The organism is Flagellimonas sp. 2504JD1-5 (genome assembly GCF_053618295.1).
The window spans coordinates 703,439-726,695 of record NZ_JBSIOU010000002.1 but is presented as its reverse complement, the minus strand read 5'-3'; the positions used below and the strand labels follow the sequence as shown (position 1 = coordinate 726,695).

At 39.1% G+C, this 23,257-nt stretch carries 20 protein-coding genes; 8 read left to right on the top strand and 12 right to left on the bottom strand.

The features are described from left to right. Positions 1 to 145 precede the first annotated feature (145 nt). The 3 genes from ACULLG_RS12695 to ACULLG_RS12685 all read right to left on the bottom strand — a co-directional run bounded on the left by ACULLG_RS12695 (position 146) and on the right by ACULLG_RS12685 (position 3,599). On the bottom strand, positions 146 to 1,006 hold the full coding sequence (locus ACULLG_RS12695; protein WP_452127169.1) for a hypothetical protein: 861 nt from the start codon (positions 1,004 to 1,006) through the stop codon (positions 146 to 148). A gap of 198 nt (positions 1,007 to 1,204) precedes the next feature. After that, entirely contained in the window at positions 1,205 to 1,927 is a 723-nt protein-coding gene (rluF, locus tag ACULLG_RS12690) for a 23S rRNA pseudouridine(2604) synthase RluF (protein ID WP_452127974.1), read from the bottom strand. Positions 1,928 to 1,985: 58 nt separating this feature from the next. Next, on the bottom strand, positions 1,986 to 3,599 hold the full coding sequence (locus tag ACULLG_RS12685; RefSeq protein ID WP_452127168.1) for a class I SAM-dependent methyltransferase: 1,614 nt from the start codon (positions 3,597 to 3,599) through the stop codon (positions 1,986 to 1,988). Between the two features lie 143 nt (positions 3,600 to 3,742). Between ACULLG_RS12685 and ACULLG_RS12680 the strand changes: the two genes are divergently transcribed. Continuing rightward, positions 3,743 to 4,726 carry a carbohydrate kinase family protein gene (locus ACULLG_RS12680; RefSeq protein WP_452127167.1) on the top strand — a complete coding sequence of 328 codons (984 nt, stop codon included), beginning with the start codon at positions 3,743 to 3,745 and terminating at the stop codon, positions 4,724 to 4,726. Between the two features lie 176 nt (positions 4,727 to 4,902). Here ACULLG_RS12680 and ACULLG_RS12675 read toward each other — a convergent pair whose 3' ends face one another. From ACULLG_RS12675 to ACULLG_RS12655, 5 genes are all read right to left on the bottom strand, one after another. Further along, on the bottom strand, positions 4,903 to 5,910 hold the full coding sequence (locus ACULLG_RS12675; protein ID WP_452127166.1) for an MBL fold metallo-hydrolase: 1,008 nt from the start codon (positions 5,908 to 5,910) through the stop codon (positions 4,903 to 4,905). Positions 5,911 to 5,958: 48 nt separating this feature from the next. Next, positions 5,959 to 6,327: a VOC family protein gene (locus ACULLG_RS12670; RefSeq protein ID WP_452127165.1), complete on the bottom strand. Its 369-nt coding sequence runs from the start codon at positions 6,325 to 6,327 to the stop codon at positions 5,959 to 5,961. A gap of 12 nt (positions 6,328 to 6,339) precedes the next feature. Next, positions 6,340 to 7,779, bottom strand: a complete 1,440-nt coding sequence (locus ACULLG_RS12665; protein WP_452127164.1) for a sulfatase — start codon at positions 7,777 to 7,779, stop codon at positions 6,340 to 6,342. A gap of 37 nt (positions 7,780 to 7,816) precedes the next feature. Next, positions 7,817 to 8,182 carry a nuclear transport factor 2 family protein gene (locus ACULLG_RS12660; protein WP_452127163.1) on the bottom strand — a complete coding sequence of 122 codons (366 nt, stop codon included), beginning with the start codon at positions 8,180 to 8,182 and terminating at the stop codon, positions 7,817 to 7,819. 217 nt (positions 8,183 to 8,399) lie between these two features. Continuing rightward, the gene (locus ACULLG_RS12655) at positions 8,400 to 9,065 is read right to left on the bottom strand and encodes a Crp/Fnr family transcriptional regulator (protein ID WP_452127162.1); all 666 of its coding nucleotides are present in this window, start codon (positions 9,063 to 9,065) and stop codon (positions 8,400 to 8,402) included. 296 nt (positions 9,066 to 9,361) lie between these two features. Between ACULLG_RS12655 and ACULLG_RS12650 the strand changes: the two genes are divergently transcribed. After that, entirely contained in the window at positions 9,362 to 10,576 is a 1,215-nt protein-coding gene (locus ACULLG_RS12650; RefSeq protein WP_452127161.1) for an adenylate/guanylate cyclase domain-containing protein, read from the top strand. A 336-nt stretch (positions 10,577 to 10,912) separates the two neighbouring features. Here the strand turns inward: ACULLG_RS12650 and ACULLG_RS12645 are convergent, their stop codons facing one another. Then, positions 10,913 to 11,704, bottom strand: a complete 792-nt coding sequence (locus ACULLG_RS12645) for an alpha/beta fold hydrolase (protein WP_452127160.1) — start codon at positions 11,702 to 11,704, stop codon at positions 10,913 to 10,915. A 659-nt stretch (positions 11,705 to 12,363) separates the two neighbouring features. Here ACULLG_RS12645 and ACULLG_RS12640 point away from each other — a divergent pair. The 5 genes from ACULLG_RS12640 (at position 12,364) to ACULLG_RS12620 (ending at position 18,280) form a co-directional block, all read left to right on the top strand. Next, on the top strand, positions 12,364 to 13,488 hold the full coding sequence (locus ACULLG_RS12640; protein WP_452127159.1) for a helix-turn-helix domain-containing protein: 1,125 nt from the start codon (positions 12,364 to 12,366) through the stop codon (positions 13,486 to 13,488). Between the two features lie 149 nt (positions 13,489 to 13,637). Then, positions 13,638 to 14,495, top strand: coding sequence for a CPBP family intramembrane glutamic endopeptidase (locus ACULLG_RS12635; RefSeq protein WP_452127158.1), 858 nt, complete (start codon positions 13,638 to 13,640; stop codon positions 14,493 to 14,495). A gap of 11 nt (positions 14,496 to 14,506) precedes the next feature. Then, entirely contained in the window at positions 14,507 to 15,307 is an 801-nt protein-coding gene (locus ACULLG_RS12630; RefSeq protein WP_452127157.1) for a head GIN domain-containing protein, read from the top strand. A 38-nt stretch (positions 15,308 to 15,345) separates the two neighbouring features. Beyond that, positions 15,346 to 17,691, top strand: a complete 2,346-nt coding sequence (locus ACULLG_RS12625) for a TonB-dependent receptor (RefSeq protein ID WP_452127156.1) — start codon at positions 15,346 to 15,348, stop codon at positions 17,689 to 17,691. Between the two features lie 40 nt (positions 17,692 to 17,731). After that, a complete protein-coding gene (locus ACULLG_RS12620) occupies positions 17,732 to 18,280 on the top strand; it encodes a lipid-binding SYLF domain-containing protein (RefSeq protein ID WP_452127155.1) in 549 nt (182 codons plus the stop codon). A gap of 330 nt (positions 18,281 to 18,610) precedes the next feature. Here the strand turns inward: ACULLG_RS12620 and ACULLG_RS12615 are convergent, their stop codons facing one another. After that, the gene (locus ACULLG_RS12615; protein ID WP_452127154.1) at positions 18,611 to 19,969 is read right to left on the bottom strand and encodes an amidohydrolase family protein; all 1,359 of its coding nucleotides are present in this window, start codon (positions 19,967 to 19,969) and stop codon (positions 18,611 to 18,613) included. After that, positions 19,966 to 21,276: an amidohydrolase family protein gene (locus ACULLG_RS12610; RefSeq protein WP_452127153.1), complete on the bottom strand. Its 1,311-nt coding sequence runs from the start codon at positions 21,274 to 21,276 to the stop codon at positions 19,966 to 19,968. The genes ACULLG_RS12615 and ACULLG_RS12610 overlap by 4 nt, the downstream gene beginning before the upstream one ends. An 87-nt stretch (positions 21,277 to 21,363) precedes the next feature. On the opposite strand from ACULLG_RS12610, the gene ACULLG_RS12605 reads away from it, so the two are divergent. Then, complete coding sequence (locus ACULLG_RS12605; protein WP_452127152.1) at positions 21,364 to 21,486, top strand: hypothetical protein; 123 nt, start codon at positions 21,364 to 21,366, stop codon at positions 21,484 to 21,486. A 689-nt stretch (positions 21,487 to 22,175) separates the two neighbouring features. Here the strand turns inward: ACULLG_RS12605 and rhuM are convergent. Next, positions 22,176 to 23,165, bottom strand: a complete 990-nt coding sequence (rhuM, locus tag ACULLG_RS12600; protein ID WP_452127151.1) for a RhuM family protein — start codon at positions 23,163 to 23,165, stop codon at positions 22,176 to 22,178. Positions 23,166 to 23,257: the final 92 nt, after the last annotated feature.

Sequence of the window (23,257 nt, the reverse complement as noted above, 5' to 3'; positions counted from 1 at the left end):
TGGTAAATCAGTCCTGATGAAATAACACAACCCGCTTCTATGATAACATTCAGTTCCCCCTGTTTAATTTATCATAGTACAATAATATTCAGTATTTGACAAAATCAGATAATCTTCAGGTAGTGGACCAATTTATGCTGTATTCTTAATCCTCAAAAGACGCACTGGTATACTTGTGGGAAGCCTCAGCAGTCAAAGCGGCATCAAGATTCCTATCGTTGTAAGCTACCACGGAACCATCCATAGGTTGTCTTCTGTATGAGATTGTTACTTGCTCAATGGTGTGGTTTAGACCTCGGTTGGATACCACATAGCTTTCGCCTTTTTCTATATCCAGTTGTATGGCATAATCATCCCTGCTACTGTTGATGTGACTTCCAAGGTTTACGGCAGGGGTAAGCTTGTTTTGCACAACTTGTGTAGCATAAAGATCTAGGCCGCCAAATCCATCGCGTCCTTCAGAAGCAAAGAACAAAAGTGTACTGTTGTATATATTCGGATATAATTCATCCTCTTTGGTGTTAACCTTTGGACCCAGGTTTTTGGAGATACCCATACTTCCGTCCGTATTGATATCGGCTACATAGATATCATATTTTCCATAGCTTCCTTTCATGTTTGACGCAAAGAAAAGTCGGGAACCATCTTCTGAAACCGTGGGATGTTTGGCCGATGCATATTTTGGGCATACGTCCAGTTTCGTAATATTGGTCCATTTGCCGTTGATTTTTTCGGCGCGATAAACCTCATGAACACGCTCTTTCTTTGAAAACAACCCATACAATGGTTTTTGCTCACTTGTTTTGCTGAAATATGCTGTTTTGCCATCTTGGGTAACCGACATTGAAGGAATGTAGCCCTCCAGAGTGGATAAATGTCCATTGGTATTGGCATCCTCTGCAACCGCTATGGTATTTTCAAATTTCATTGGATTTTGGGCCGCAATGTTAATTACGTAAAACAAGCCAATCATTATGGTCGAAATGTAGGTTAACGAACGTGTCATGATGTATAGATTTGGGGGTTAATACATCACAAATTTGAAGAAAGTTTTTTGAGAATTACCTATGAATTTCTCATAGTTTTTAAATTATAACGATTAAAATACGTATTTCATCGAATATTTTTTATTCTGTTAACATTTAAAAAGAGCAAAAATGTCGATTAACGATGTTTTTTGCATTTTGACCGTAAATCTTTAAGCTTAATCATGTGTCTTTGAGGATTTTGATACTAAGTGGTCGATTTCTTTAAGCTCAGGACTGGTCAAATGACGCCATTTACCTACAGGAACATCCAGCATGACATTCATGATTCGGACGCGCTTTAGTTTTTTTACCCTGTAATCTAGATATTCGCACATTCTTCGAATTTGACGATTCAAACCTTGGGTCAATATAATTTTAAATTGATTCGACCCAATTTGCTCCACCTCACATTTTCTGGTTACTGTGTCTAAAATTGGGACGCCGTTCCGCATTTTTTTAAGAAAATCCTGGGTGATGGGTTTATTTACAGTTACAATGTATTCCTTTTCGTGATGATTTCGAGCCCTAAGAATCTTGTTTACGATATCGCCATCGTTGGTCATAAAAATGAGTCCTTCACTGGGTTTGTCCAGACGCCCGATAGGAAAAATACGCTTTGGATAGTTGATGAAATCAATAATATTGTCCTTTTCCACTCGGGTATCCGTGGTGCAGACTATGCCAACGGGTTTATTGAATGCCAAATAAACAGGTTTGTCCTTGGGTTCGGAAATCAACTCCCCATCAACCCGAACTTCATCGTTGGCAGTAACCTTGGTTCCCATTTCCGGAACTTTACCATTAATGGTGATCCTTCCTTGGTCAATTAGTTTATCTGCGGCCCGTCGGGAACAATAGCCTACTTCGCTCAAATATTTGTTGATTCTGGTCTCCTTCATGGAAAGTCGATTACGCATAATTTCCGGTTGCGAAGGTCGTACAATTCCTATTACCTTGTCAAGCTTTGAACAAATTAATAGAAACTGTGGCGAGATCAGAATTGGGGAATTTTAAAGATTTGTCTTTGTCAGGTTTTAACCCCACCTCTTTCATCACCCTTAAAAACTCATCGATTTCCAGAATATATTGGTCTGAATATCCATGTGTTGCATCATAGGCAGTGGCAGCGGTCTTTCCTATGTTTTTTGATATTAAGGCGGGAGGTACGGTATGTAGTTCAATCAGTAACAAGCCAAATCGTTTCACATAGGGCATCCACTTCTTAAAATGTTGTTTCAAGGATTCCGAAACCAGATTGTTGTTGAGTCTTTTACCTTCAAAAGCATATGCTCCGGTTGAAGAACTTGTTCTAAGTTTGTCGGTTTGTTTGGGCGTTTCCCATATACGGTTGTGATCTAAAAAGGTCCTTACATTCAATAAGTCTTCTAAGGCGATACCATACTTTTCTTGGAGGTCGCCAGCCAATATTTGCGGGTTTCCGATATCACCCCAAATTATTTTGGCCCAAATTTCGGCTTGAATCAGATTTTCTTTGGAAGCCTTAAGTGCCGCTTCATTATAATCGGCCCCAATAAGCATTAATGGATGTTCATCTAAAATTGTTCCGCGATGGGTTCGGTTCTCGATTACAGTGTATACATGCTTTAGAAATGCCCCGTTACCGCATCCCATGTCCAATATACCTTTAGGCTGCTCGTTAATTGGTCTATTGAAAATTTCGATGAGGATATCGTCTATCACCTTAAAGTAAGATGCATGAGCACCTCCACTTCCCCAAACATTCATTTCGCGATCTACATGTTTTTCTTCTTCGTCCGGGCCACTGTTTTTCAACAACACAGGATTGCCAAATATAATTTGGTCCAGTTTTCTAAGGGTTGGAATATAAGAAACTGTCACTCCGTAAGCACTTGCCCTCTTAGCATAAAAGAGGCCATCTTCGGTAAATCGGTAAAAATCCCCTTCTTTTTCAAACCAATTAAGCTGCGTAAGTATATTGAGCAAACGCTCAAACCCTTCTGGGTCTCTATGGAATTCTTCGGCTTTGAAACGGGTTTCCATAAAGTATTTATGGAACATGCCGCTCATTCCAAGTCGAACCAGGGTAGGCCCGATCATCATACCTTCAATATGGGTAAGAATTTGATCTTGAATATGTCTTGTTGCGGTGTCTCCGGAAAGTGAAACTCCAAAACGATTTATATAACTTTCAAAGGTTTTTTCCAATTTCAAGAAAGGCTTCATTTCAAATTTCCTGGGATGGAAGTTTTCCGACATCTGCAGCAATTCTATAGGTTCTTGGTACATGTGGAAATGTTTGAACGCCTCTTCTGACAAATCATTCGTCTTGTAAGTAATGCGATTTTGATTATTGTCAATATGTTGTTCCAACCATCCCTGTGAGCACAACGATCGTAATGCCACATTCAAATATCCGCTATTGGCACCAAGGATGGAGGCCATGTCGTCCACATCGACCGAGCTGTTGGATAAAAGATAGTCAGTTGCTTTGTTCTCTTTAAGGGTAAACGCTGCAGGTCCTACTACAATCCCGTCCAAATGCCGGAATAATCTGTTTCTCAACTCGGATTGTCTTTGTTTGGAAATCATATTTTGTGCATTTCGGATACCTTCTAAATTTAACAAATTTGTTGTGATTGTTTGGTTTAATTCCAATCCACATTAAATCTTGGGCATTCATTTTAAGATTCAACCAGAATGTCATAACTTTTGTTGTTACTAAAAAGCCAAATATGTCAAAATACAATGTAGCCGTTCTTGGACCGATACCCAGGGATCACATCACAACGCATCATGGTGAGGAGATTGAAAAGTATGGCTGCGCAACGCATACCGCTATTGGTTTGGCCAAGTTGTTAGGTAAAGAAGGTACGGTTCATTTGGTTTCACATGTTAGAAAAAGGGATGAAGGGCCAATAAAAGAGTTGCTTTCGGAATACGATAATATAAACATAGCTCACATTACTTCGGATGCTGATCAAGGTGATGTAATAAGTCTAAAATTTATTGATCAGAACAATCGACTGGAAAAGCAAACGGGATTTATGAATCCTATTGTACCGAACGATCTAAAAAGTGTTTTGCATTGTGATGTGTTTGTTTGTGTACCCATCACGGATTATGAAGTTCCTTTGGAAACATTGAAGTTTATCAAAGAAAATAGCAAAGGCCTTGTCATTTTTGATGCTCACGGACCTACAAATACCATTACCATTTCTGGCGATAGAAAGATTCGATTTTGGATTGACCGTGATCAGTGGTTACCCTATATTGATATTTTAAAAATGAATCTCGAAGAATCCAAATGCAGTTGGTTCCAAAAGGAATATAAGCTTCAAGATTTGGGTCATTTTGATGAAGAAGATACTTCGCACCTCGAACCGTTTGGAATACATTGTATTCAAAATGGATTAAAATCGCTCATTGTCACCTTGGATTCCAGTGGTAGTGCAGTGTTCTATAGCAAAGCGGGAGAAGTGTGCCAAGAAATGGTAAAATCGGTGAAGGTAGAACATGTAATTGATACTACCGGCTGCGGTGATTCTTTTGCCGGAGGTCTGGGATTTGGATTATTGGGAAATCCGGACAATTACATTAGAGCAGCCAAGTATGCCAATGCCCTTGGAGCCTTACGAACCCAGGGAAGAACTTTTGAAGTTTTTAAGGGTAAAGAGGAGACTGACCAGATTCTTATAAATAATTATGGGAGTATTTAAGTTATTTAAAAAGAACACCCGCCAACATTTAATAACCAACTAAACCACATGAACATTGCATCACAACCTGCAAGAGGTTGGCGGGTGTTCCTATTATTAGATGGTTTTTTTGGCTAAAGGATGCTTTTTAGACCATGTTTTATGAAAATTTTGGGATTCTGAGCAATTTTACCCAACTAAAATTTTATCTGCTCTCCAAGACCTGCAAAAATGTAGTCTTCTTTATAGCTGCTCTTCAATGTTTTGAATGCCAAATGACCAGTGCAGTGAGCTGGGGCGACTTTATCCACACCAAGTTCGGTTTTAAGACGATTTGAAAGGTTGGTCAATGTTTTTTCATCATACGGCAGCAAATGATAGCCGCCATATACCATGGAAATATTGTTTGCCGTATAAGATTTGGTTTCGGCCACAATTTTTTCAACGGTACTGTGGGAACAACCTACCACGACCACTTCTCCATTTTCGGTTGTAAGGGAGAGGGACAGCTCTTTTAATCCCATTAACTTGGCATTGCTTGCATCATCGTTTTGCATCTCGTCCACCTCAACTTTGGGATATTTACTGAAATAACCCATGTACGGGGAAGTTGTGAAAATCAGTTTCATGCCAGATGAAATTTCCAGACTTTCTTTTACAAATTGTATATCAGCATTCCAGAATCGACCGGTTTGATTAAAGGTGTATGACTTGAAATCACCTCCAAAGTATTGCATTTTCTTCTCTAGCGAGTGAACCGCCGTCGAATCTTGTCCAGAAAGATTGAATGTTGAATTCGCACCCCAAAAGAGATCAAACGGGAAATAAATTTTCACATCTGGATTAACTTGCAGTAAATGGTCAAAACCATTGATATGATCAAAGTGTGGGTGTGATGCAATGGCTATATCAATTTGTTTTAGGTCGATACCCAGGGCCTCTGTATTTTTTTTGAAGATATCGGCATTGGACCCAGCATCAAAAAGGATGGTTTTTCCATTGTAATTGATTATACATGAGAATCCAAAATCTTTTTGCAGCTCTGGATTATCCTCTCCAAAAGCATCATAAAGATTGGTTATGGTGTTCCTCTCCAATGGCTTGAATTCAGTCTGCTTTTGGACATTTTGTGGTTCTTCTTTTGGGGTGGTGTTGCAACTAGTAAGCGCTAAAATCACTAACCCTAAATTGACAATCTTATGCATTTGGTTATATTTTGGTTGTTTTATAGTATTAATGTTGAGATTTCCCGATTAAACATCTTCCACAATAAAGATCGCATTGTTATTTAGGTCGTAAAATCCGAATTCGTTGGTTCCCCAAGGAGTGTTCAAACGCATTTTTTCTGGTGAAACTGTTCCTCTTTCAATAAACTCTTGAAAAAGGGGTGTAATGTTCTCAACAAAAATTTTAATGACCGAACCGCCAAGTAAGGGGTCATCCGGAGTATCGGCATGCCATTGTAAATGAATGCACAAGTTTTTCCTTCGCAATACCGCATACATTTGGTCTTTATGCAAAAGTCGAAGGCCTAAATGTTTTTCATACCAAGCCACATCTCTATCAATATCTTGACTTGGCATGACTGGGGATATTTCCAATAATTTAGTGTTGGAAGACATAAATGCTCATAATTAGGGTGACTTTTTGTGATGTAATTTTTTATAAAGCTTATGCTTCAGTTCTTCGACCAAGTCAGGATTGAAATTAGCCAAATTTTTGGTTTCCTTTTGTTGGGAGGTATGATCATACAGTTCAACATCTCCGTTTTCATGAAGCACCAATCGGTGTGTTTTGGTACGAATGGTCTTTGCGTCATCGGTATACGCCAAAGCAGAATTTTTGAAGTCCCCGTCGGTTTCAAGTAAATTTTTTAATGATACCCCTTGAACAAAGTTTGGAGTTTCAATTCCGGTAAGCTCGCATAAAGTAGGAAATATATCCAAGGTTTCTACAATGCTCTTGACCTTGTTTCCTTTGTTTTTTATACCCGGATGATGGATGATCAAAGGAGATAGCAATGATTCTTCAAATAAACTATGCTTTCCCCAAATGGCATGCTCTCCTAAATGCCAACCATGATCTCCCCATAAGATTACAATTGTATTTTTATCAGCACCTGTTCGCTTTAGTTCTTGCAGTATTTTTCCAATCTGTGCATCCACATAACTCACACAAGCGGCATAATGTTTACGGACTTGTTCTGCAAAAGCTTCATCTTCATTGGGATCCTTTCCCCACCGATTGTACTTCATAAACTCATTGGAGTTGTGCCAGGTGGTCTTTCCTTCCGGTTTTTTTGCATTGAGAATAGGAGGGAAGACAACCTCATTATAATTGTCCAAATATTTTTTGGGAGCTCCAAAAGGAAGATGAGGTTTGATCAAGCCAACAGCAAGAAAAAAGGGTTTTTTGTTTTCGGCAGAAAGTGAACTAAGCTGTTTCAATGCTTCCTTGGTAATACTGCCATCGGGGTAGATTTCATCGGTTCCAGGCTCACTTTGAAAAACGTCCATATCGGAAGCGGCATGCCTTATTTCACCATGGGCAAGTCCATGCATCGCACCACGGGGATGTTCCCATTTTTCGGTTGGCATTAGCTGTTTATCCCAGGCATGTGGCATTTCCAAAATCAAACTATCATTCCAATCTGTTCCGCCTCTTCCTCCGGGATGGTGAGATACCTTACCAACGGATATCGTGGTGTATCCATGACTTCTAAACCACGAAGGCATACTAGGATTAACCTGCATGGAGTCGTTTGCAATCTGTTTGGCCCTTTGAAAAAGTGCATTATTTTGCGGAGGCCCATAGAGTCCAGTAAGTAAGGTATAACGGGATGGTCCACAGCTTGGGGCATTCACATAGTGTCGTAAAAACGAGGTGCCACTAGCCGCCAACCCATCAATGTTTGGGCTTATCACATGATCTGCACCAAAACTTTTCAATTCGGGGCGTAGGTCATCTACGCAAATGAGCAGAATATTTGGCTTTGGTTCCCGACATCCTATCAAGACTAGGGAAACCCAAAAAATGCAGCCAATAAACCTGGATTTTCTTTTATTGGTTTGCATGTTGAACATATTAGCCTTGGTACTTGTGAAACCCATTTTAATTGCCGTAGTCTTCAATTTTACGCTCTATATTAATTTCACCAATATGGTAATAAGCAAAAATTTCTTCTATGAGACCATCTTTGATATAGTACCATTCGCTAACATCCAAATTAAAGTCATTTCCTTGCTTGGCACTATACCTAACACAGGCTTTGCTGGATGCGTAAATTGCGTCGTGAATTTCAAATTTGTAACCCAAAAACTTATCCCGATTTTCTTGCACTAGTTTAATGTAGGTTTCTTTTCCGTTGATTGTACCAAAAGGGCTTGTGTGTTTAAAATTGTCGGTAATGGGTAAATTTAGAAAATCACCCTTTTCCCATTGGGCAAACCATTGCTGGATCAATTTATTAATCTCCAAGGGTTTCTGAAATTTTTAGGGCATAGCAATGTTTAAGATTCTTCATCAAGGTTGTATTCTGGATGAAATTAATAATCATTGATGCTTGATTCTTTCTAAAAGTAATGAATCAAGTTATTGGTTTCAAGGAATGCAGTACGGAAAATGTATAAACTAATATCTATACGAGTGGAGAATGGATTAAATCTGTGCAGAAAACTCATTTGTTCAACAACACTTATAAAGTCAATTTTGGGATAGATATTTTTCGCGTATCATAATCGATATGGCCGTCTTTGCGCAGGTTGCTTAAAACGTTGTTCACTGTTTGCCTAGAAGTATTGGTGAGATTTGCAATGTCCTTGTGTGATAGCAGGTTTTTGGCTTCCACACGATCTTGTTTGTCTTCGCCAAACTCTTTTATGTAGCTATAGATAAAGTCTTTAATTCTGGTTTTACTGTCCTTATATAAAAGATCTTCGAGTCTTCTTTCCAATTTTTTGATCCGAAGCCCATACACTTTGAAAACTCCATTTTTCAAGGATTTATGCTTCTCCATCAAGGCTTCCATCATATCGGATTCTATGTAACAAATAACGGAATCTTCGAGGGTTACTGCTTGTTCCTCATTGGCAGTTTCTTGGTCATAGAGTGAAAGTTCGCCAAAAATATTCCCTTTTTTTACAATGTATTTTGCTGTGTTGTTTGTGGAATTAACAATTTTTACCGCCCCACTTTTAAGAAAAAAAATGCTCTTTTTATCTCGATTCCCAATAGCTATAATTTTTCCCTTGTCAACATGTTCCATTTCCAAAAGCTCACACATTTTCATCATCGTGGGCATTCCAAGTTTTTTGAAAAGGCTAAACCCTTCCAAAAACCAGTATTTGGTAAGTGTTTTCAAAGTTGACGTCAAAAATTATATCACCTAATATAGTTAATACCGTTACGTTTCTGCTGCATTTTTTCAGTGAACTTACTTAATCTGACTTTTCACTATGAATTTCGAGTTTTGATTATACCCCCTTTATCCTATTTCCAGACCGAAATTTTTAAAAGTGTCGTTTGAAGTACAAAATTTGTTTTTTGCTATTGTTTTCCCTCAGGGTTATAGATAGTTTAGATTGGAAAATGAGGTTTTTACGAATAATGATGAACAACTACCTTAACCGAGTATGAAGAAAATGGAAAGTTTAACTTATGAAAGTACCTCGAATTCCTGATAACGAGGAAGAACGTCTTGCAGATTTAATTTCACTTAATTTATCTACCTCCGACAGAAAAGAACAATTTGATGGGGTGATCATGATACTATCCAAATGTATTGACGTTCCTATAGCCTATATTTCTTCTATTGAAAGCGAAAAACAAAACATACATTCTTCTTGTGGATTGAACTTTGATACTTCTGAGAGGGCTACATCTTTTTGCGGACATACCATTTTACAAGATGATCTGCTGATTGTTGAGGACACATTAAAAGATGACAGGTTTTATGACAACCCCATGGTGGTCAATGAACCACATATTCGTTTTTATGCAGGTCATCCGTTATCCAGTGTAGCCGGGAATAATATTGGCTCACTATGCATAGCGGACAGGGTTCCAAGAAAACTTAAGAAGTCAGATGTATCAATTTTTAGAATGATGGGCAAGCTGTTGAATGAGAGAATTAGAATGAATAAACTTGTTGACCTTCAAAAGCAAATAAAGGAATCTAAAAAACATTTGGAAGAACTGAATAATGAATTAATGCAGTCCAATCAATTCTATAAGCAACTATTTGGACAGTACATGAGTGAATCACTATTGGAAAAAGTGATAAAAAACAAGCAAGAAACCCAATTGGGAGGTGAAGAAAGAGATGTAACAGTTCTAGTAAGTGATATAAGAGGATTTTCACCCATTTCGGAGAAACACAACGCCAAAACCGTAATTGAAGTGTTGAACATCTATTTTGAGGAAATGATTGATATCATCCATAAATATGAAGGGTATATCAACGAGATTCTCGGTGATGGTATTCTGGTGATTTTTGGAGCACCGAATAACATAAACAATATGGCGCTCAATGCAATTCAGTGTGCCCGGGCAATGCAGAAAGGAATGAAAAATGTTAATGCCAAACTTAGAATTCGTGGACTTCCTGCTTTGCAAATGGGGATTGGCATTAATAGTGGCAATCTTATTGTGGGCAATATTGGGTCCAAACGAAGGATGAAATATGGAGTTGTGGGTGAAAATATAAATATCGCATCCAGAATTGAAGCTTTGACAATTCCCAATCAAATTTTGATTTCGGAGGCGCTATACGAAAAAGTTTCAGGTTGTATTGAGCCTATCGGAAGTATAAGAACCAAAATTAAAGGGTTTAATAAATCCATAAAAATATATGACGTATCAGAATTGCATTAATAGCAATGTGATTGGCCAAACTATAATAACTCCAAACAAAAAACCCTGACTTTTTAGTCAGGGTTTCTCTCAGCGGAGGAAGAGGGTCTTTTTTGAATTGGTGAAATCCACTATTTTTAGGACTTCTCAAGGTGTGAAATTTTTACTGACACCGAAAGGGACACTTGTTTAACTAAACTTTAACAATTGTGCTCTTTTTGCTTGTTCTTTGATTGTAAATCAAAACAATACAGTCTAAGCCTAATTGAAGAGTTCTAAAAATCGTTGGTTTGATGGGAACAAACACTAAACCTTTACTGGAAAAGAATTAAGGTAGTATCGATCATTAACGAGGCCTTACAATTTTCCAGCTATTCTTAAAATTTCATCTATTACCCTATTTGGTTCGTTACGATGAATATAGTGACCACTTCCCGCAACGACCTGATGACTGCTATTATCTGATAAACTTGATAATTCCTCTTGAAATTCCAGCCATTTCTTTCTAAGTTCTTTGTTTTCTATTGGAGAGGATTTCCCCGCTGTTAGGACCGCTATAGGTATATTGGGAAATTCTGGTACATTTTTGAACTCATCTAAGGCAGTGGTTACTATATCATACTCATACTTTCTAGTGCCCTTGCGGGTGGACATTATCAACATGTTGTAAAGGAACTTTTGGTCAGTCCGGAAATATTCAAACTGTTGTGGATGCGAGGCATCTATAAAAACAGCACCAATTGTCTCATCTGGATACAACCGGGCGAACATGTTTACATATAGCCCTCCTGCCGAATGACCTACCAACACATAGGGGGGCTCTATATTTTGTTGTACTAAGTTATCGTGCAAACTCCGTGCTACATCGCTAACGCTCAGTGGAGGATTTTCCAAACTACTCTTACCATAACCAGGTCTATTGTAGGCATAAACCTTGGTGTGCTTGGAAAGGGAATCCAAAATTTTGTCCCAGGTCTCTATGGAAGGCCCCATTCCTGTTTCGAAAACCAAGGTTGGAGATCCATTTCCTAATAGGGTATATTCCACACCGCTGGAATCAACAGTTTTTTGAATGACACTTTTTGTAGCTGTACAACTAACAAAATAAACACACAACGGTAATGCCAAAAATCCAAACACCTTTTTCATATTAATCAATTCAAAGAGAATTTTCATATAGCTTTCCCTTAGCCCCGACGATTGCTCCATTTCTCTTAACCGATATGTTAAGAGCTAAACTGTCCGAATCATTGAAAGGCCCCTTCTTAAGTTTATCCCATAGCCGATGTTATTTTTCAAGTACGACGGTAATCATTGCTTGACTGGCGATAGAATAAATCGATTACTTAATACTTTTACTTTTAAATAGCAGTGAAAGCGGCAACAAAATCTCTAGAATTTGGGATAGAAATGGACCCATACAACCATTGGCATTTCAATAATATTAGCTTGGAGATTGGAAACAAAAGTAGTGGCCTGTCCAAATTCAAAGAATGATATTTATCATTCTTCCCTACAAACTGTCAGCCTTACATTGCAATTTTTATAAAGAAGAAGTTCTCTATATATATTATTAATAAGATTGTTAACTTTCAAATCGCAATGAGTTCACTAATACGCAGGATATCTAAGACCAAATAGACTGAAAAGGGTCATTTCCCAAAAATTTAGTTTTTTGAAATGCATCCTTTTAATTGCACTATGGGCAAAGTTCGGTTTGGATGGGTAAGATATTCCCCTTGTGAAGGGAATACTTGTCATATTGCTTTTGCTGATTTCAATTTGAAAAATTTCAATATCGTGATAGGATGGACATGATTTTCACCATAGGGATATTTACCTCCTTGTTTTTCTTTGTTTTGTTGCTCGGCAAGAAGAACAAGTCCCTACCTGATACCATTCTTGCTTTTTGGATGCTGATGGTGGGGATACATCTGGCCAGCACTTATTTGTATACCTTGGGCTATTGGGATATCTATCCACATTTAATTGGAATTACCGCTCCTTTTCCACTTTTGTACGGACCTTTGTTATATACCTATGTGGTCTATTCCATAAAAGGGGGAGATAAACTGGAAAAAAAGGATTACTGGCATTTTGTTCCCTTTGTTCTTGCCTATTTGTACATGTCCAGATTTTACTTTTTATATTCCCCTCATGAAAAAAGACTCGTAGACAGAGGTGAAGTTGACGATTTTGGCCTGTTTGGTCTTATTTTGGTAGTGGTGATTATAGCTTCAGCAATTCTATACGCTATATATGCTTACCGGTTGTTGAAAAGACATAAGAGACTTATTGATGATAACTTTTCCAATGACGAAAAAATAAATCTCAACTGGCTAAGAAGCTTCATTTTGGGGGTTGGCCTCATATTCATTACCGTGGCACTTGTCCTTATATCGAGGGACATTATGGGAGTTGAATATCCCTTTAATCCTGAGTTTATTTTTTATTCAATGATTGTCTTTTGTGTGCTATGTCTCGGTTATTTTGGAATCAAACATCAAAATATTTTTGCAGACAACAAAGTCTTGAAAGATAGGAATAGGCACAAATCGACCTACAAAAATTCTGGCCTTAACGAAAATTTAGCACTTGCAAAGCACAACGAGCTCATGCGATTGATGGTTGAGGACAAACCCTATTTAGAACCAAACCTTACGCTAAACACCATGGCTGACAGATTGGATTTGTCGCTTCACCATCTCTCCCAAATAATCAATCAATTTGAAAAACAGAACTTCAATGATTTTGTAAACAAATACCGTGTAGAAGAATTTATTGAACGGGCCTCCAAGGATACACAATTTAGTTTTTTGGCATTGGCCCTGGATTCAGGTTTCAATTCCAAATCCACGTTCAATTCAGTCTTTAAAAAACACAAAGGTGTCACACCCTCTAAGTACATGGCACACCATTCTTCCAAGGCCTAAATTGGGTAAATTGTTTTATCGTAACATTCTGACAAACAATCGGTAAAGGTCCAATCCTATAATGCTGCACCTATAAATAGTGCGACATCATAATGTCGGGCGATTCGTGCATAAAAACCTCGTCCATTTGCTTTATAAAACTAAAAGTTATGTCAAGCAAAATAAAAATCGGACGTTACCGACACGCTGGTTTATTTTACTTCCTATCCATACTTATCCCTTGGATTATTTGGTTTACCGTGGCATACATAAGCCATGCATTTCCAAATGAATATATCCTTTGGACCAGTTTGGGAGGCTTGCTGGGTCTGTTAGCGCCATTGTTTATTGCCCTAGCGTTGATTCTTCCGGACGAGAAGCTAAGAAAGGACCTGTTTGGAAGAGTTCTTAATCTCAAAAGGGTAAGGCAGAAATACCTAATTGTTGTGTTTCTCTTGATGCCGTTTAGCATTTTGACGGCACAACTGCTCTCGCTTCTATTTGGATACAGTCCGGAACAGTTTCAATTTAGGGAAGGATTTACATTCTCCTCCGGAATTTTCCCAGTTTGGTTTATGCTAATAATGGCTCCAACCATTGAAGAGCTCGCATGGCATTCTTACGGAACTGACTCGCTTATGAACAAATTCAGTTTACTTAAAACGTCTTTGTTGTTCGCTTTGTTTTGGGGCTTGTGGCATTTACCGTTATCGTTCATTAAAGATTACTATCACAGCAATTTGGTGGAAACAGGTCTTGTTTACTCCATCAATTTCTTTGTGAGCCTGTTTCCTTTTGTCCTGATAATGAACTGGCTTTACTACAAGTGCAATAGGAGCATCTTGGCAACCATAGTCTTTCATATTTCAGCGGGATTATTTAATGAAATCTTCGCTACCGAACCCATGAGCAAGGTAATACAAACGGGCCTTCTCATCGCATTCTCCATTTTCTTGGTCAAGAGCGACAGCACCTATTTTCTGCAATCAGGAAAGCAGTGGAAATACCTAAAAAATAACAGTCAATAAATATAAATATCATGAAAACAAAAGCAAGCGTATCTACAACGAATTATGTGTATCAAAAAGAAAACCAGGTTTTCCTTTTAGATAGGGAAAACACAGTAAAAAAGTTCTACTACCCGGTTGGTTTTAATTGGATTCCATTTAAGAACTACAACAAAATCAACCTTTGGTTCTCCTTGCTACTTTTTTGCGGACTTTCCCTTTTCACATCATGTGACAAGGATGACGATATCAATATAGGATCCCAAAACATAGCAACCGAAACAAGAGAGGTCGGAGCGTTTACCAAATTAAGCAGTACAGGAGTTTTTGAGGTGAACATTGCACAAGGAGATTCCCAATCTGTGGAAATCACGGCAGATGACAATATTATTGGACGTGTGCGGACCAATGTTGTAAATGGTGAATTAAGATTGGAATTGTCCGACGGAAATTATGAAAACATCACGCTAAGGGCACGGATAATCGTAGAACAACTAAACGGTATCAACAACTCCGGTATTGGGAACATTGTTGCCAGCAATGTCGATTCAAACAACTTTTTCCTTACAAATTCTGGCGATGCTGACATCACTATTTCGGGAAGCTCAAACAATCTTGACTGCTTTAATGAGGGTGTCGGAGATATCAAGGGTTTTGACTTCCTAGTCAATAATGCTGACTTGGAGATCCGGGGGTCAGGCTCCATAGAAATCAGTTGTACAGATACACTGGATGCGGAAATCAATGGAAGTGGGGATGTGTTGTACAGAGGAAATCCAGCGGTCAACTCTGCCATAAGAGGTTCTGGAGAGGTAAGAAAGGTCGGGGACTAACCCTAATGCAATTTTTAATGAATCCTAAAAACAATACAATGAAAAATCTAATACCAATCGCATTGTCTTTGATCGGTTTTGCCAACTGGTCCAGTGCGCAAACAATAACACAGACTGTAAAAGGGGTCGTTACCGATGAAAACACCCACGAAGTATTGGTTGGAGCTACCATAACCCTTGTAGAGTCCAACCCAATTTTGGGGACAATTACCGACTTGGATGGTGCTTTTGTGCTGAGCCAAGTTCCTGTCGGGAGGCAAGATTTTGAAGTAAGGATGGTTGGATATGAGAGCTTTCTGGTTTCAGAGATATTGGTTGGTTCCGGAAAGGAGGTCATCTTGGATATCGCACTTAGCGAATCCACCACCAATCTAGAAGAGGTGGTGGTAGCCTATAGGCGGAATAAGGAAAAAGCAATAAATACAATGGCAGGGGTAAGCGGTCGGCAGTTTACGGTTGAGGAGACCCAGCGCTATGCTGGTGGATTGAACGACCCTGGAAGATTGGTATCTTCCTTTGCGGGTGTGGCCGCTCCCTCGGTAAGCAGCAATGGAATTTCGGTTCGAGGGAATAGCCCATCAGGCCTACTGTGGCGGATAGAGGGAGTGGAAGTCCCAAGTCCTAACCATTTTGCCGATTTGACCATAGCCGGTGCCGGGGCACTGACAGTGTTAAGCAGCCAGGTGATGGACAACAGCGATTTTTATACTGGTGCATTTCCCTCAGAATATGGCAATGCCATGTCCGGAGTTTTTGATATCAATTTGAGAAAAGGCAATACCACAAATAGGGAGTATACCTTTCAAGCCAGTATTTTGGGTTTGGACTTTGCTACCGAAGGACCATTCAAAGAGGGTGGGAATGCAACTTATTTGTTCAATTATCGTTATTCCACCCTTGGGCTGATAGGTTCCTTTTTACCAAGCGATGCCGGAGTGTTGAAGTATCAGGATTTAGCATTCAAGATGGATATGCCGACAAAGAGATTGGGCACTTTTTCCCTATGGGGGGTGGGCGCTTATGATGCCGTTGATACCGAGGTGGAGGATATGGAGGAATGGGAATCCAGGGACGACCGTGAAAATTCCCAGACCTCATTATATATGTTTGCTTCTGGTCTGAATCATAAACAAATTATAAGCTCCAGAACAGTAATCAACTCGACCTTGTCCATTTCCGGGAACGGTACTTCATTTAAGGAACAATATGTGGATGATAACCTTGAGGCACTTCCTCAGTCGGATGCGAGAAAGAATAATTTTAAGCTGACTTTACAGTCAAATCTCACCTCCTATTTCGGTAAAGGGCACACAAACAGAACTGGGTTCTATCTTAACGGATTGGCCTACGATTTGAAAGTTGATGATTCAGAAACGGTCCAAGAGGCACCGCGGACCATCGTTGAAGAGAATGGAAGCTCTTACTTGTTTCAATTTTTCAGTCAATCCAAGTTTGATCTTTCCCCAAAATGGACGCTCAATGCAGGATTCCATTCCCAATATTTTGGTTTGACCAAGGAACTCACCTTGGAGCCACGAGCATCTCTGAACTATAAATTGGGTCTCAAAAGTAATTTGGCCCTTGGTTATGGTTTCCATAGCAGAATTGAACCATTGTCCATATACTTTGTAGAAGATGACCAGGGATTTCAACCAAATGAAAATTTGGAACTGATGAAATCCAATCATTTTGTGCTGTCATTCAATACCATAATCAATGACAAAACAAGATTGAGTGTGGAACCGTATTACCAAGCCTTGTACGATGTTCCTGTTGCGCTCAATGGATATATAACAACCCTGAACATTGAAGACAATCTTTTTTTTGGCAAAGCCTTGGTCAGTAACGGGACTGGAAGAAATATTGGGGTTGATCTGACACTTGAACGCTATCTCAATAATGGATTTTACTATCTATTTACCACTTCTATATTTGATTCCAAGTATACCGCAAACGATGGGATTGAGCGCAACACCAGATACAATAAGAACTATGTTTTAAATGCGGTGTTCGGAAAGGAATGGCAGGTGGGTAAAAATGGGAACAACACCCTTGGAGCCAATTTCCGGTTGAACTATTTGGGCGGAAACAGGATAGAGGCCATTGATTCCGAAGCTTCCATAATGAATCAGGACGTGGTTTATGGTGAAACGGGAAATCAAATCTCCTTTTCGGAAAAGTACAAGGACCTGCCCATTGGTTCCTTTACGCTGACCTACCGAAAGAACAAACCCAAGCATTCTTCAGTCTGGAGCTTGCAGGTCTTAAATGCTGGAGCGACAGAGGAATTTCAAAGGGATGTTTTCAATACCAATACCCAAAGTATTGAACGAAAGTTTACGGGAATAGTAATTCCCAACATCAGCTATAAAATAGAATTCTAAATAAGCAAAGTATATAGTATTAACACTAAAAATAAATATCATGGGAACAAGTCAATTAAGAATGTCAAAATTAATGAGCATGATAATGGCACTAATGTTGTCAGTTACTGTCAGCGCACAGAAAGGCGGTTGGAATCCACAATTGGAAAACGATGCAAAAAAAGCGTTGGATACCATTCTGGTAAAAATGCCCAAACTGGAATCTTATAAGGATGAGGCCCATGGTTATGCCGTATTCCCAAGTATTACCAAAGCGGCCGCCACAGTGGGTGTAGATTTGGGCAATGGGATTGTCTATAAGGATCATCAAGCTATTGGTATGGCACGTTTGAAGCAATTAAACGTAGGGTACCAACTTGGTGGTCAGCAATACATCGAGATCATCTTTTTTGAAAACGAAGAAGTTTTTGAAAAATTCAAAAATGGAAAGCTGAAATTAGATGCCCAAGCCTCGGTTGTTGCATTAAAGGGAGGAGCTTCATTTGATGTTGCCTACCAAGATGGGGTTGCGGTCTTTACCATGACCAAAGGTGGATTGATGTATGAAGCCTCTATTGGTGGTCAGCGGTTCAAATATGTTGCAAAATGAAGTAAGTGATGGAGACCGCACAAACCTTGCAAATCTTATTTTTGCAAGGTTTGTTGTTTGGAATTCCCTCTCAGTACGCAATATGGCCTTCCAAAAGATAACTCTTTGTTTGCGGTATGGGCAACAGCTTGGTGGATTCAAAAAAGAATTTTTACTAAAATAAAAGGTTCGGTCAATCAGCCATTTTTATTGACTAAATCGCAAAATCAAATTCCATTTTATTGATGAGTGGGTTTAATTACTTCACAGTAAATTGGTTGTCCCAAGAAACGTTGGTTTTATAGAATTCGATTCATACACTTTTAATTACTGTCAAAGCCATTCCATTAATCATTCAATCCGAGTTTGAGCTTTACCATTTTTAAACACGCTATTTATTTTTAAGGTATTGCTGATTGATACTAGAGGATTCCCATCTAATAGTACCATATCTGCTATTTTACCTTCTTCAATAGACCCAAGTCGGTCCTCAACTTCCAGCATTTTAGCGGCATTTAAGGTGCCCATTTTAATGATATCCAATGCGGGCATACCACCGAGTTCCAATAGTTGCATTTCTTCATGTAAACTGTACCCAGGTAAAATGAAATCATTCCCAGTATCCGTTCCAAGAACCATATTCACTCCATTCTTAGTTAGTTCAATAAAATCTTCAACTTGAAAACCTACCACTTGCTTCAGTGTTGGATTGTCGAAACCGTAATATTCTCGAAAGTACTTGACAAATTCCTCGGCCCTGAAAATATAATCAGGATCATTCATTTTTTCGAATTCCTCGGCAGGATACATCTCTTTTAGACCTTCCACCTCAAACCATTCAGGGTTTTTAGGATACATCATGCTTTTGTCCAACATTAGGGTGGTCACCCATGAAATACTATCACGATATATTCTTTGAATAAGCTCTTTGTCCTTCTCGAAATCCAAATCCACGCCGGTATAATGCAGCAAGTTCTTGACTCCCGCGTCAATGGCCATTTTAAGTTCAATATTATCACTTACATGGGCGAACACCCTAGTGCCATTCTTTATAGCCTCTTTGTTGACATGATCCACAAACTCTTGTGGCATACGTTCCACGTAGGGAGGGTAGGGTCCATCTTCGATCGTCAACTTAATTCCTGAGATAGGATATTCGGAGACCTGCTTCACCAATTGGGAAATTTGCGCAGTATCTTTCATAATGAAGAAAGACTCTCCCTCTATCCATTCGCTACTGCTATAAGTCTTCACTGGGTGGCTACCTTCAACTATCAAGTGCTGACTTGTGTGGAACACTCTTGGAGCCGGAATTGAATCCTGTGCACCCATATCCCGCATTTGACGAAAGTATTCATTCGTGCAGGTGCCTCCCCCAGTAATGAATACCGAAGTCACCCCATAATGCATGAATCTGGGAAAGTCGCCCTGATAATCTCCGGTATGTGCATGAGAATCGAACAGGCCGGGAATCAGGTACTTTCCCTCTCCATCGATAATTTCAGAAACCGTTTCATCGCCGAGCTGTGCGTCATCTATCTTCACAATTAGGGAGTCTTTTATGAATACGGTCACATTCTCCTGTATTGCATTTTCCGTTCCATCGATCAGATTGACGTTCGAAATGATTAGGTCGAAGACTTCTCTACTTTCGTTTTGACAAGAAATCAAGGTAGAAACAACAAGGAAAAAGTATAAAGGCTTTTTCATTTTTTAGGTGTTTTGTAGACTTTCCCATCCTTCATTACAAAGTCAACTTTTTCCAATACAGTAATGTCATTTAACGGGTTACCCTTCACGGCAATGATATCAGCCCATTTGCCTTCTTCAATGCTCCCGGTAGTCTTTTCAATACCAATGAGTTCGGCGGCCACAGTGGTAGCAGACCGTATCGCATCCACTTCGTTCATTCCCGCTTTGACCATCAGATAAAACTGTTCGGCATTTCTTCCATGCTCGAAAATGGAAGCATCAGTACCAAAGGTCATTTTGACTCCCTTTTGGTAAGCCTCATTAAAATTTATTGCATAATCGTCGTATACCTTTTGATTCCCCTTGTCGATTGCCTTTTTGCTGATATCATCTTTGTTCTCGAGAAGGCTGACATGGGCGGCGAGTAGATCCATGACCAAATACACTTCATTTTCTATCATTAAATCTATGGACTCTTGATCTAGAAATGTTCCATGTTCAATAGAGTTCACTCCGGCCCTAACGGCATTTTTTATACCGTCTGCTCCATGTGCGTGCGCGGCAATCCTGATACCGCGCTTCCTTGCCTCGTTCACGGCCGCCTTCATTTCATCAATAGTGAACGAAGCGGCACCGGGTATGGAATTTGCCGTTCCAAAACCCCCGGTTGCGTTGATTTTCAAAAGGTCGACTCTATTTTTAATCAATGTTCTGGCCAATTTTCGGACCTCGACCTCGCCGTCGACCGGATTCCCTGGATTGGGTTCAAGTTCAAGATGCGGTGCCATCCAATTTCCCCATGCCCCATGCCCTCCTGTCATGGTAATCGCCTTGCCGCTCACGTACATTCTCGGTCCCGCGACCCAATCATTATTGATGGCATCCCTGAGGGCAACATCGCTATAAAGATAGCCTCCCACATCCCTTACCGTTGTGAAACCGGCCAGAAGTGTTTGCTTGGCGTAAACGGTTCCCAATATGCCATAAGAAGCAATAGGCAATTCGTAAACATCTATGGTGCCATCAAAGTAGGGATTGGTCAAATGCGTGTGGCAATCTATCAGCCCTGGCAAAATAGTGTAATCTGACAGGTCAATGATATCTTCACCTTTGTATCGATTTTTTTGGGAAGCACTGTCAATTTTTATAATTGTTCCATTCTCAACTACTACGAATACGTCAGTGATTATACTACCTTTCGTTACATCCAACATCGAACCTGCCCAAATGATTTTGCCGTCATTCTGTCTTGGTTTGAGGGCAACATTTTGTGAATGGCCAATTGTGCCGTAAAAAAGAAAGAGAGCTAGGAAAATTCGAGTCATTCGATTGGTTTTGTCTTACAGTTGGAAATACCTCTATTGAACTTCCTAAAAATAAATGATTCAATTTATTGAAATACAAAGAAATATATGGAATGCCGCTCAAAATGTGTGGATGGCAGTTTGGTCAACTTTAACTACCGTTTTAAAGAAAGATTGGAAAGAATTTGGAACATTCCAGTAGTTGTAGGGTGGTATGAGACCGTTTTATAAATAGGCCGTTTTATAAGACGTTTTTGCCATAGGCAAGAACTTTGGATAATGGAGTACCAATTCTGGTCTTTTTTAGTATTCTCGTTAATACACCTTTTATGGGACAGTTCGATGCCCATATTCAGTTTCTTATAGCAGTTTGATTTCAATTAATGCTAAACAGATTTATATTTTATTTTTAACTATCTGATTTTCATTAATTTTTGGAGTTAGTGAAATTTGGAGTGTTTTGGTTAATTATGATTGAGGCGAAAGGCACTAAGTGTTTACATTTTTTGTCCTGCCAGCAGGACGAGGAATGTAAAGCAAGAGGGTAACACGCTAACGCGATGTTACGTTTTTTAGTTGATTGATTTTCAATCAATTATGTGAAGATAAAATTTCATCAAAAAAAGTTTTTACTGTAAAAACCTCGGTAGGCCCAATAAACACAATAATTTTTTACAGTAAAAAATATTTGTTGCCTCAGTTTGTTTCCGTTTGGCAGACTATTTTCGTTAAATCAAATTTGACATTGTTTGGGGTAGTTTGAAGGTTCCTTTTTTTGATGGGAAAAGGATATTTGAGATATGGCAGGTGCGCCCTATTTCAATTTTACTTAACGCTTATCTTTCCAAACACTATAAAATCGAAACAGGATCCCAGCGCAAAGTTTAAGGGTAAGAAATGGGACATTTCTGATTAGACTGTTATTTAGCTTTATTTCTATTGAGAATGCTCACGATCAGATTTTTAACTGTTTCCATTTCATCGGGCTTGCTTGCTGCTACAAATAGGGTAAGACTGGCTAGGGCCTCATTGCTTATGATTGGCATTCCATTATTCATTAACATACCATTCATTTCAAGAAACATAAGAAAACATGCTGCTGCGATTCTCTTATTACCGTCTGTAAAAGCATGGTTCTTGGTAATCAAATACAGTAAAGCAGCCCCCTTTTCCTCTATACTGGGATAAAAGTCCTGATTCCCGAATCCTTTTGATATTTGGGAAATTGCACTTTCAAATCCTTTATCCTTTTCTAGTCCAAAAACATCGGAATCAAATTCCTTTTTCATTTGGTCTATTAGGGATTGGTATTCCTCTTTAGTTGGATATGTTGTTTTTGCTACGGTGAGTCCTTTTGAATCTAGTCTTTCATGGTCATAGTCGTCCAGTAACGCAAGTCCCTTTGTAAACTGACCAAGCCATTCGTGACCCTGCTCTTGCGCTTTATCTTCAATAGCTCTACCAAGTATCTGAATTCCTGATCGAAGCACTTGGATTTCCTGATTCGTTTGTTGCAATCTCTTTTGATTGAGGGCATACCCTTTGATTAAGTAATCTTTTAATCTTTTGCTTGCCCATTGCCGAAATTGGGTGCCTCTAATGGATTTAATTCGGTACCCCACTGAAATAATAACATCTAAATTATAGTACTTTGTTGTTTTAGTCTGTGTCTTCCCTTGTATAGCACCATGTTGAGTGGTATGTGCAAAATTTGCACATACCACTTTTTCTTCCAATTCACCTTCCTTGAAAATATTTTTTATATGTCTGCCTACAACCGTTCTGTCTCGTTCAAAAAGTAGACCTAATTGCTCTTGGCTTAGCCAAACGGTTTCATCATCAAAAGTTACTTCGACTTTAGTTTGACCATCAGAACTTTGGTAAATCTCTATGTTGCTATTATTGCTCATGCTGTATTATTAGTACTGTTCGGTAGGTGTATATGGAATATACCTTTCAAATGTAGTTGATTAAAAGCGTTACTTACCTTGAATTATTTCTA

What these genes read in the sequence shown, in the direction of transcription:
- ACULLG_RS12685 (WP_452127168.1), bottom strand. Translation starts at nt 3,599, where the DNA reads ATGATTTCCAAACAAAGACAATCCGAGTTGAGAAACAGATTATTCCGG.
- ACULLG_RS12615 (WP_452127154.1), bottom strand. Translation starts at nt 19,969, where the DNA reads ATGAAAAAGCCTTTATACTTTTTCCTTGTTGTTTCTACCTTGATTTCT.
- ACULLG_RS12620 (WP_452127155.1), top strand. Translation starts at nt 17,732, where the DNA reads ATGGGAACAAGTCAATTAAGAATGTCAAAATTAATGAGCATGATAATG.
- ACULLG_RS12610 (WP_452127153.1), bottom strand. Translation starts at nt 21,276, where the DNA reads ATGACTCGAATTTTCCTAGCTCTCTTTCTTTTTTACGGCACAATTGGC.
- ACULLG_RS12670 (WP_452127165.1), bottom strand. Translation starts at nt 6,327, where the DNA reads ATGTCTTCCAACACTAAATTATTGGAAATATCCCCAGTCATGCCAAGT.
- ACULLG_RS12680 (WP_452127167.1), top strand. Translation starts at nt 3,743, where the DNA reads ATGTCAAAATACAATGTAGCCGTTCTTGGACCGATACCCAGGGATCAC.
- ACULLG_RS12640 (WP_452127159.1), top strand. Translation starts at nt 12,364, where the DNA reads ATGGACATGATTTTCACCATAGGGATATTTACCTCCTTGTTTTTCTTT.
- ACULLG_RS12630 (WP_452127157.1), top strand. Translation starts at nt 14,507, where the DNA reads ATGAAAACAAAAGCAAGCGTATCTACAACGAATTATGTGTATCAAAAA.
- ACULLG_RS12635 (WP_452127158.1), top strand. Translation starts at nt 13,638, where the DNA reads ATGTCAAGCAAAATAAAAATCGGACGTTACCGACACGCTGGTTTATTT.
- ACULLG_RS12645 (WP_452127160.1), bottom strand. Translation starts at nt 11,704, where the DNA reads ATGAAAAAGGTGTTTGGATTTTTGGCATTACCGTTGTGTGTTTATTTT.
- ACULLG_RS12605 (WP_452127152.1), top strand. Translation starts at nt 21,364, where the DNA reads ATGGAATGCCGCTCAAAATGTGTGGATGGCAGTTTGGTCAACTTTAAC.
- ACULLG_RS12695 (WP_452127169.1), bottom strand. Translation starts at nt 1,006, where the DNA reads ATGACACGTTCGTTAACCTACATTTCGACCATAATGATTGGCTTGTTT.
- ACULLG_RS12675 (WP_452127166.1), bottom strand. Translation starts at nt 5,910, where the DNA reads ATGCATAAGATTGTCAATTTAGGGTTAGTGATTTTAGCGCTTACTAGT.
- rhuM (WP_452127151.1), bottom strand. Translation starts at nt 23,165, where the DNA reads ATGAGCAATAATAGCAACATAGAGATTTACCAAAGTTCTGATGGTCAA.
- rluF (WP_452127974.1), bottom strand. Translation starts at nt 1,927, where the DNA reads ATGAAGGAGACCAGAATCAACAAATATTTGAGCGAAGTAGGCTATTGT.
- ACULLG_RS12625 (WP_452127156.1), top strand. Translation starts at nt 15,346, where the DNA reads ATGAAAAATCTAATACCAATCGCATTGTCTTTGATCGGTTTTGCCAAC.
- ACULLG_RS12650 (WP_452127161.1), top strand. Translation starts at nt 9,362, where the DNA reads ATGAAAGTACCTCGAATTCCTGATAACGAGGAAGAACGTCTTGCAGAT.
- ACULLG_RS12665 (WP_452127164.1), bottom strand. Translation starts at nt 7,779, where the DNA reads ATGCAAACCAATAAAAGAAAATCCAGGTTTATTGGCTGCATTTTTTGG.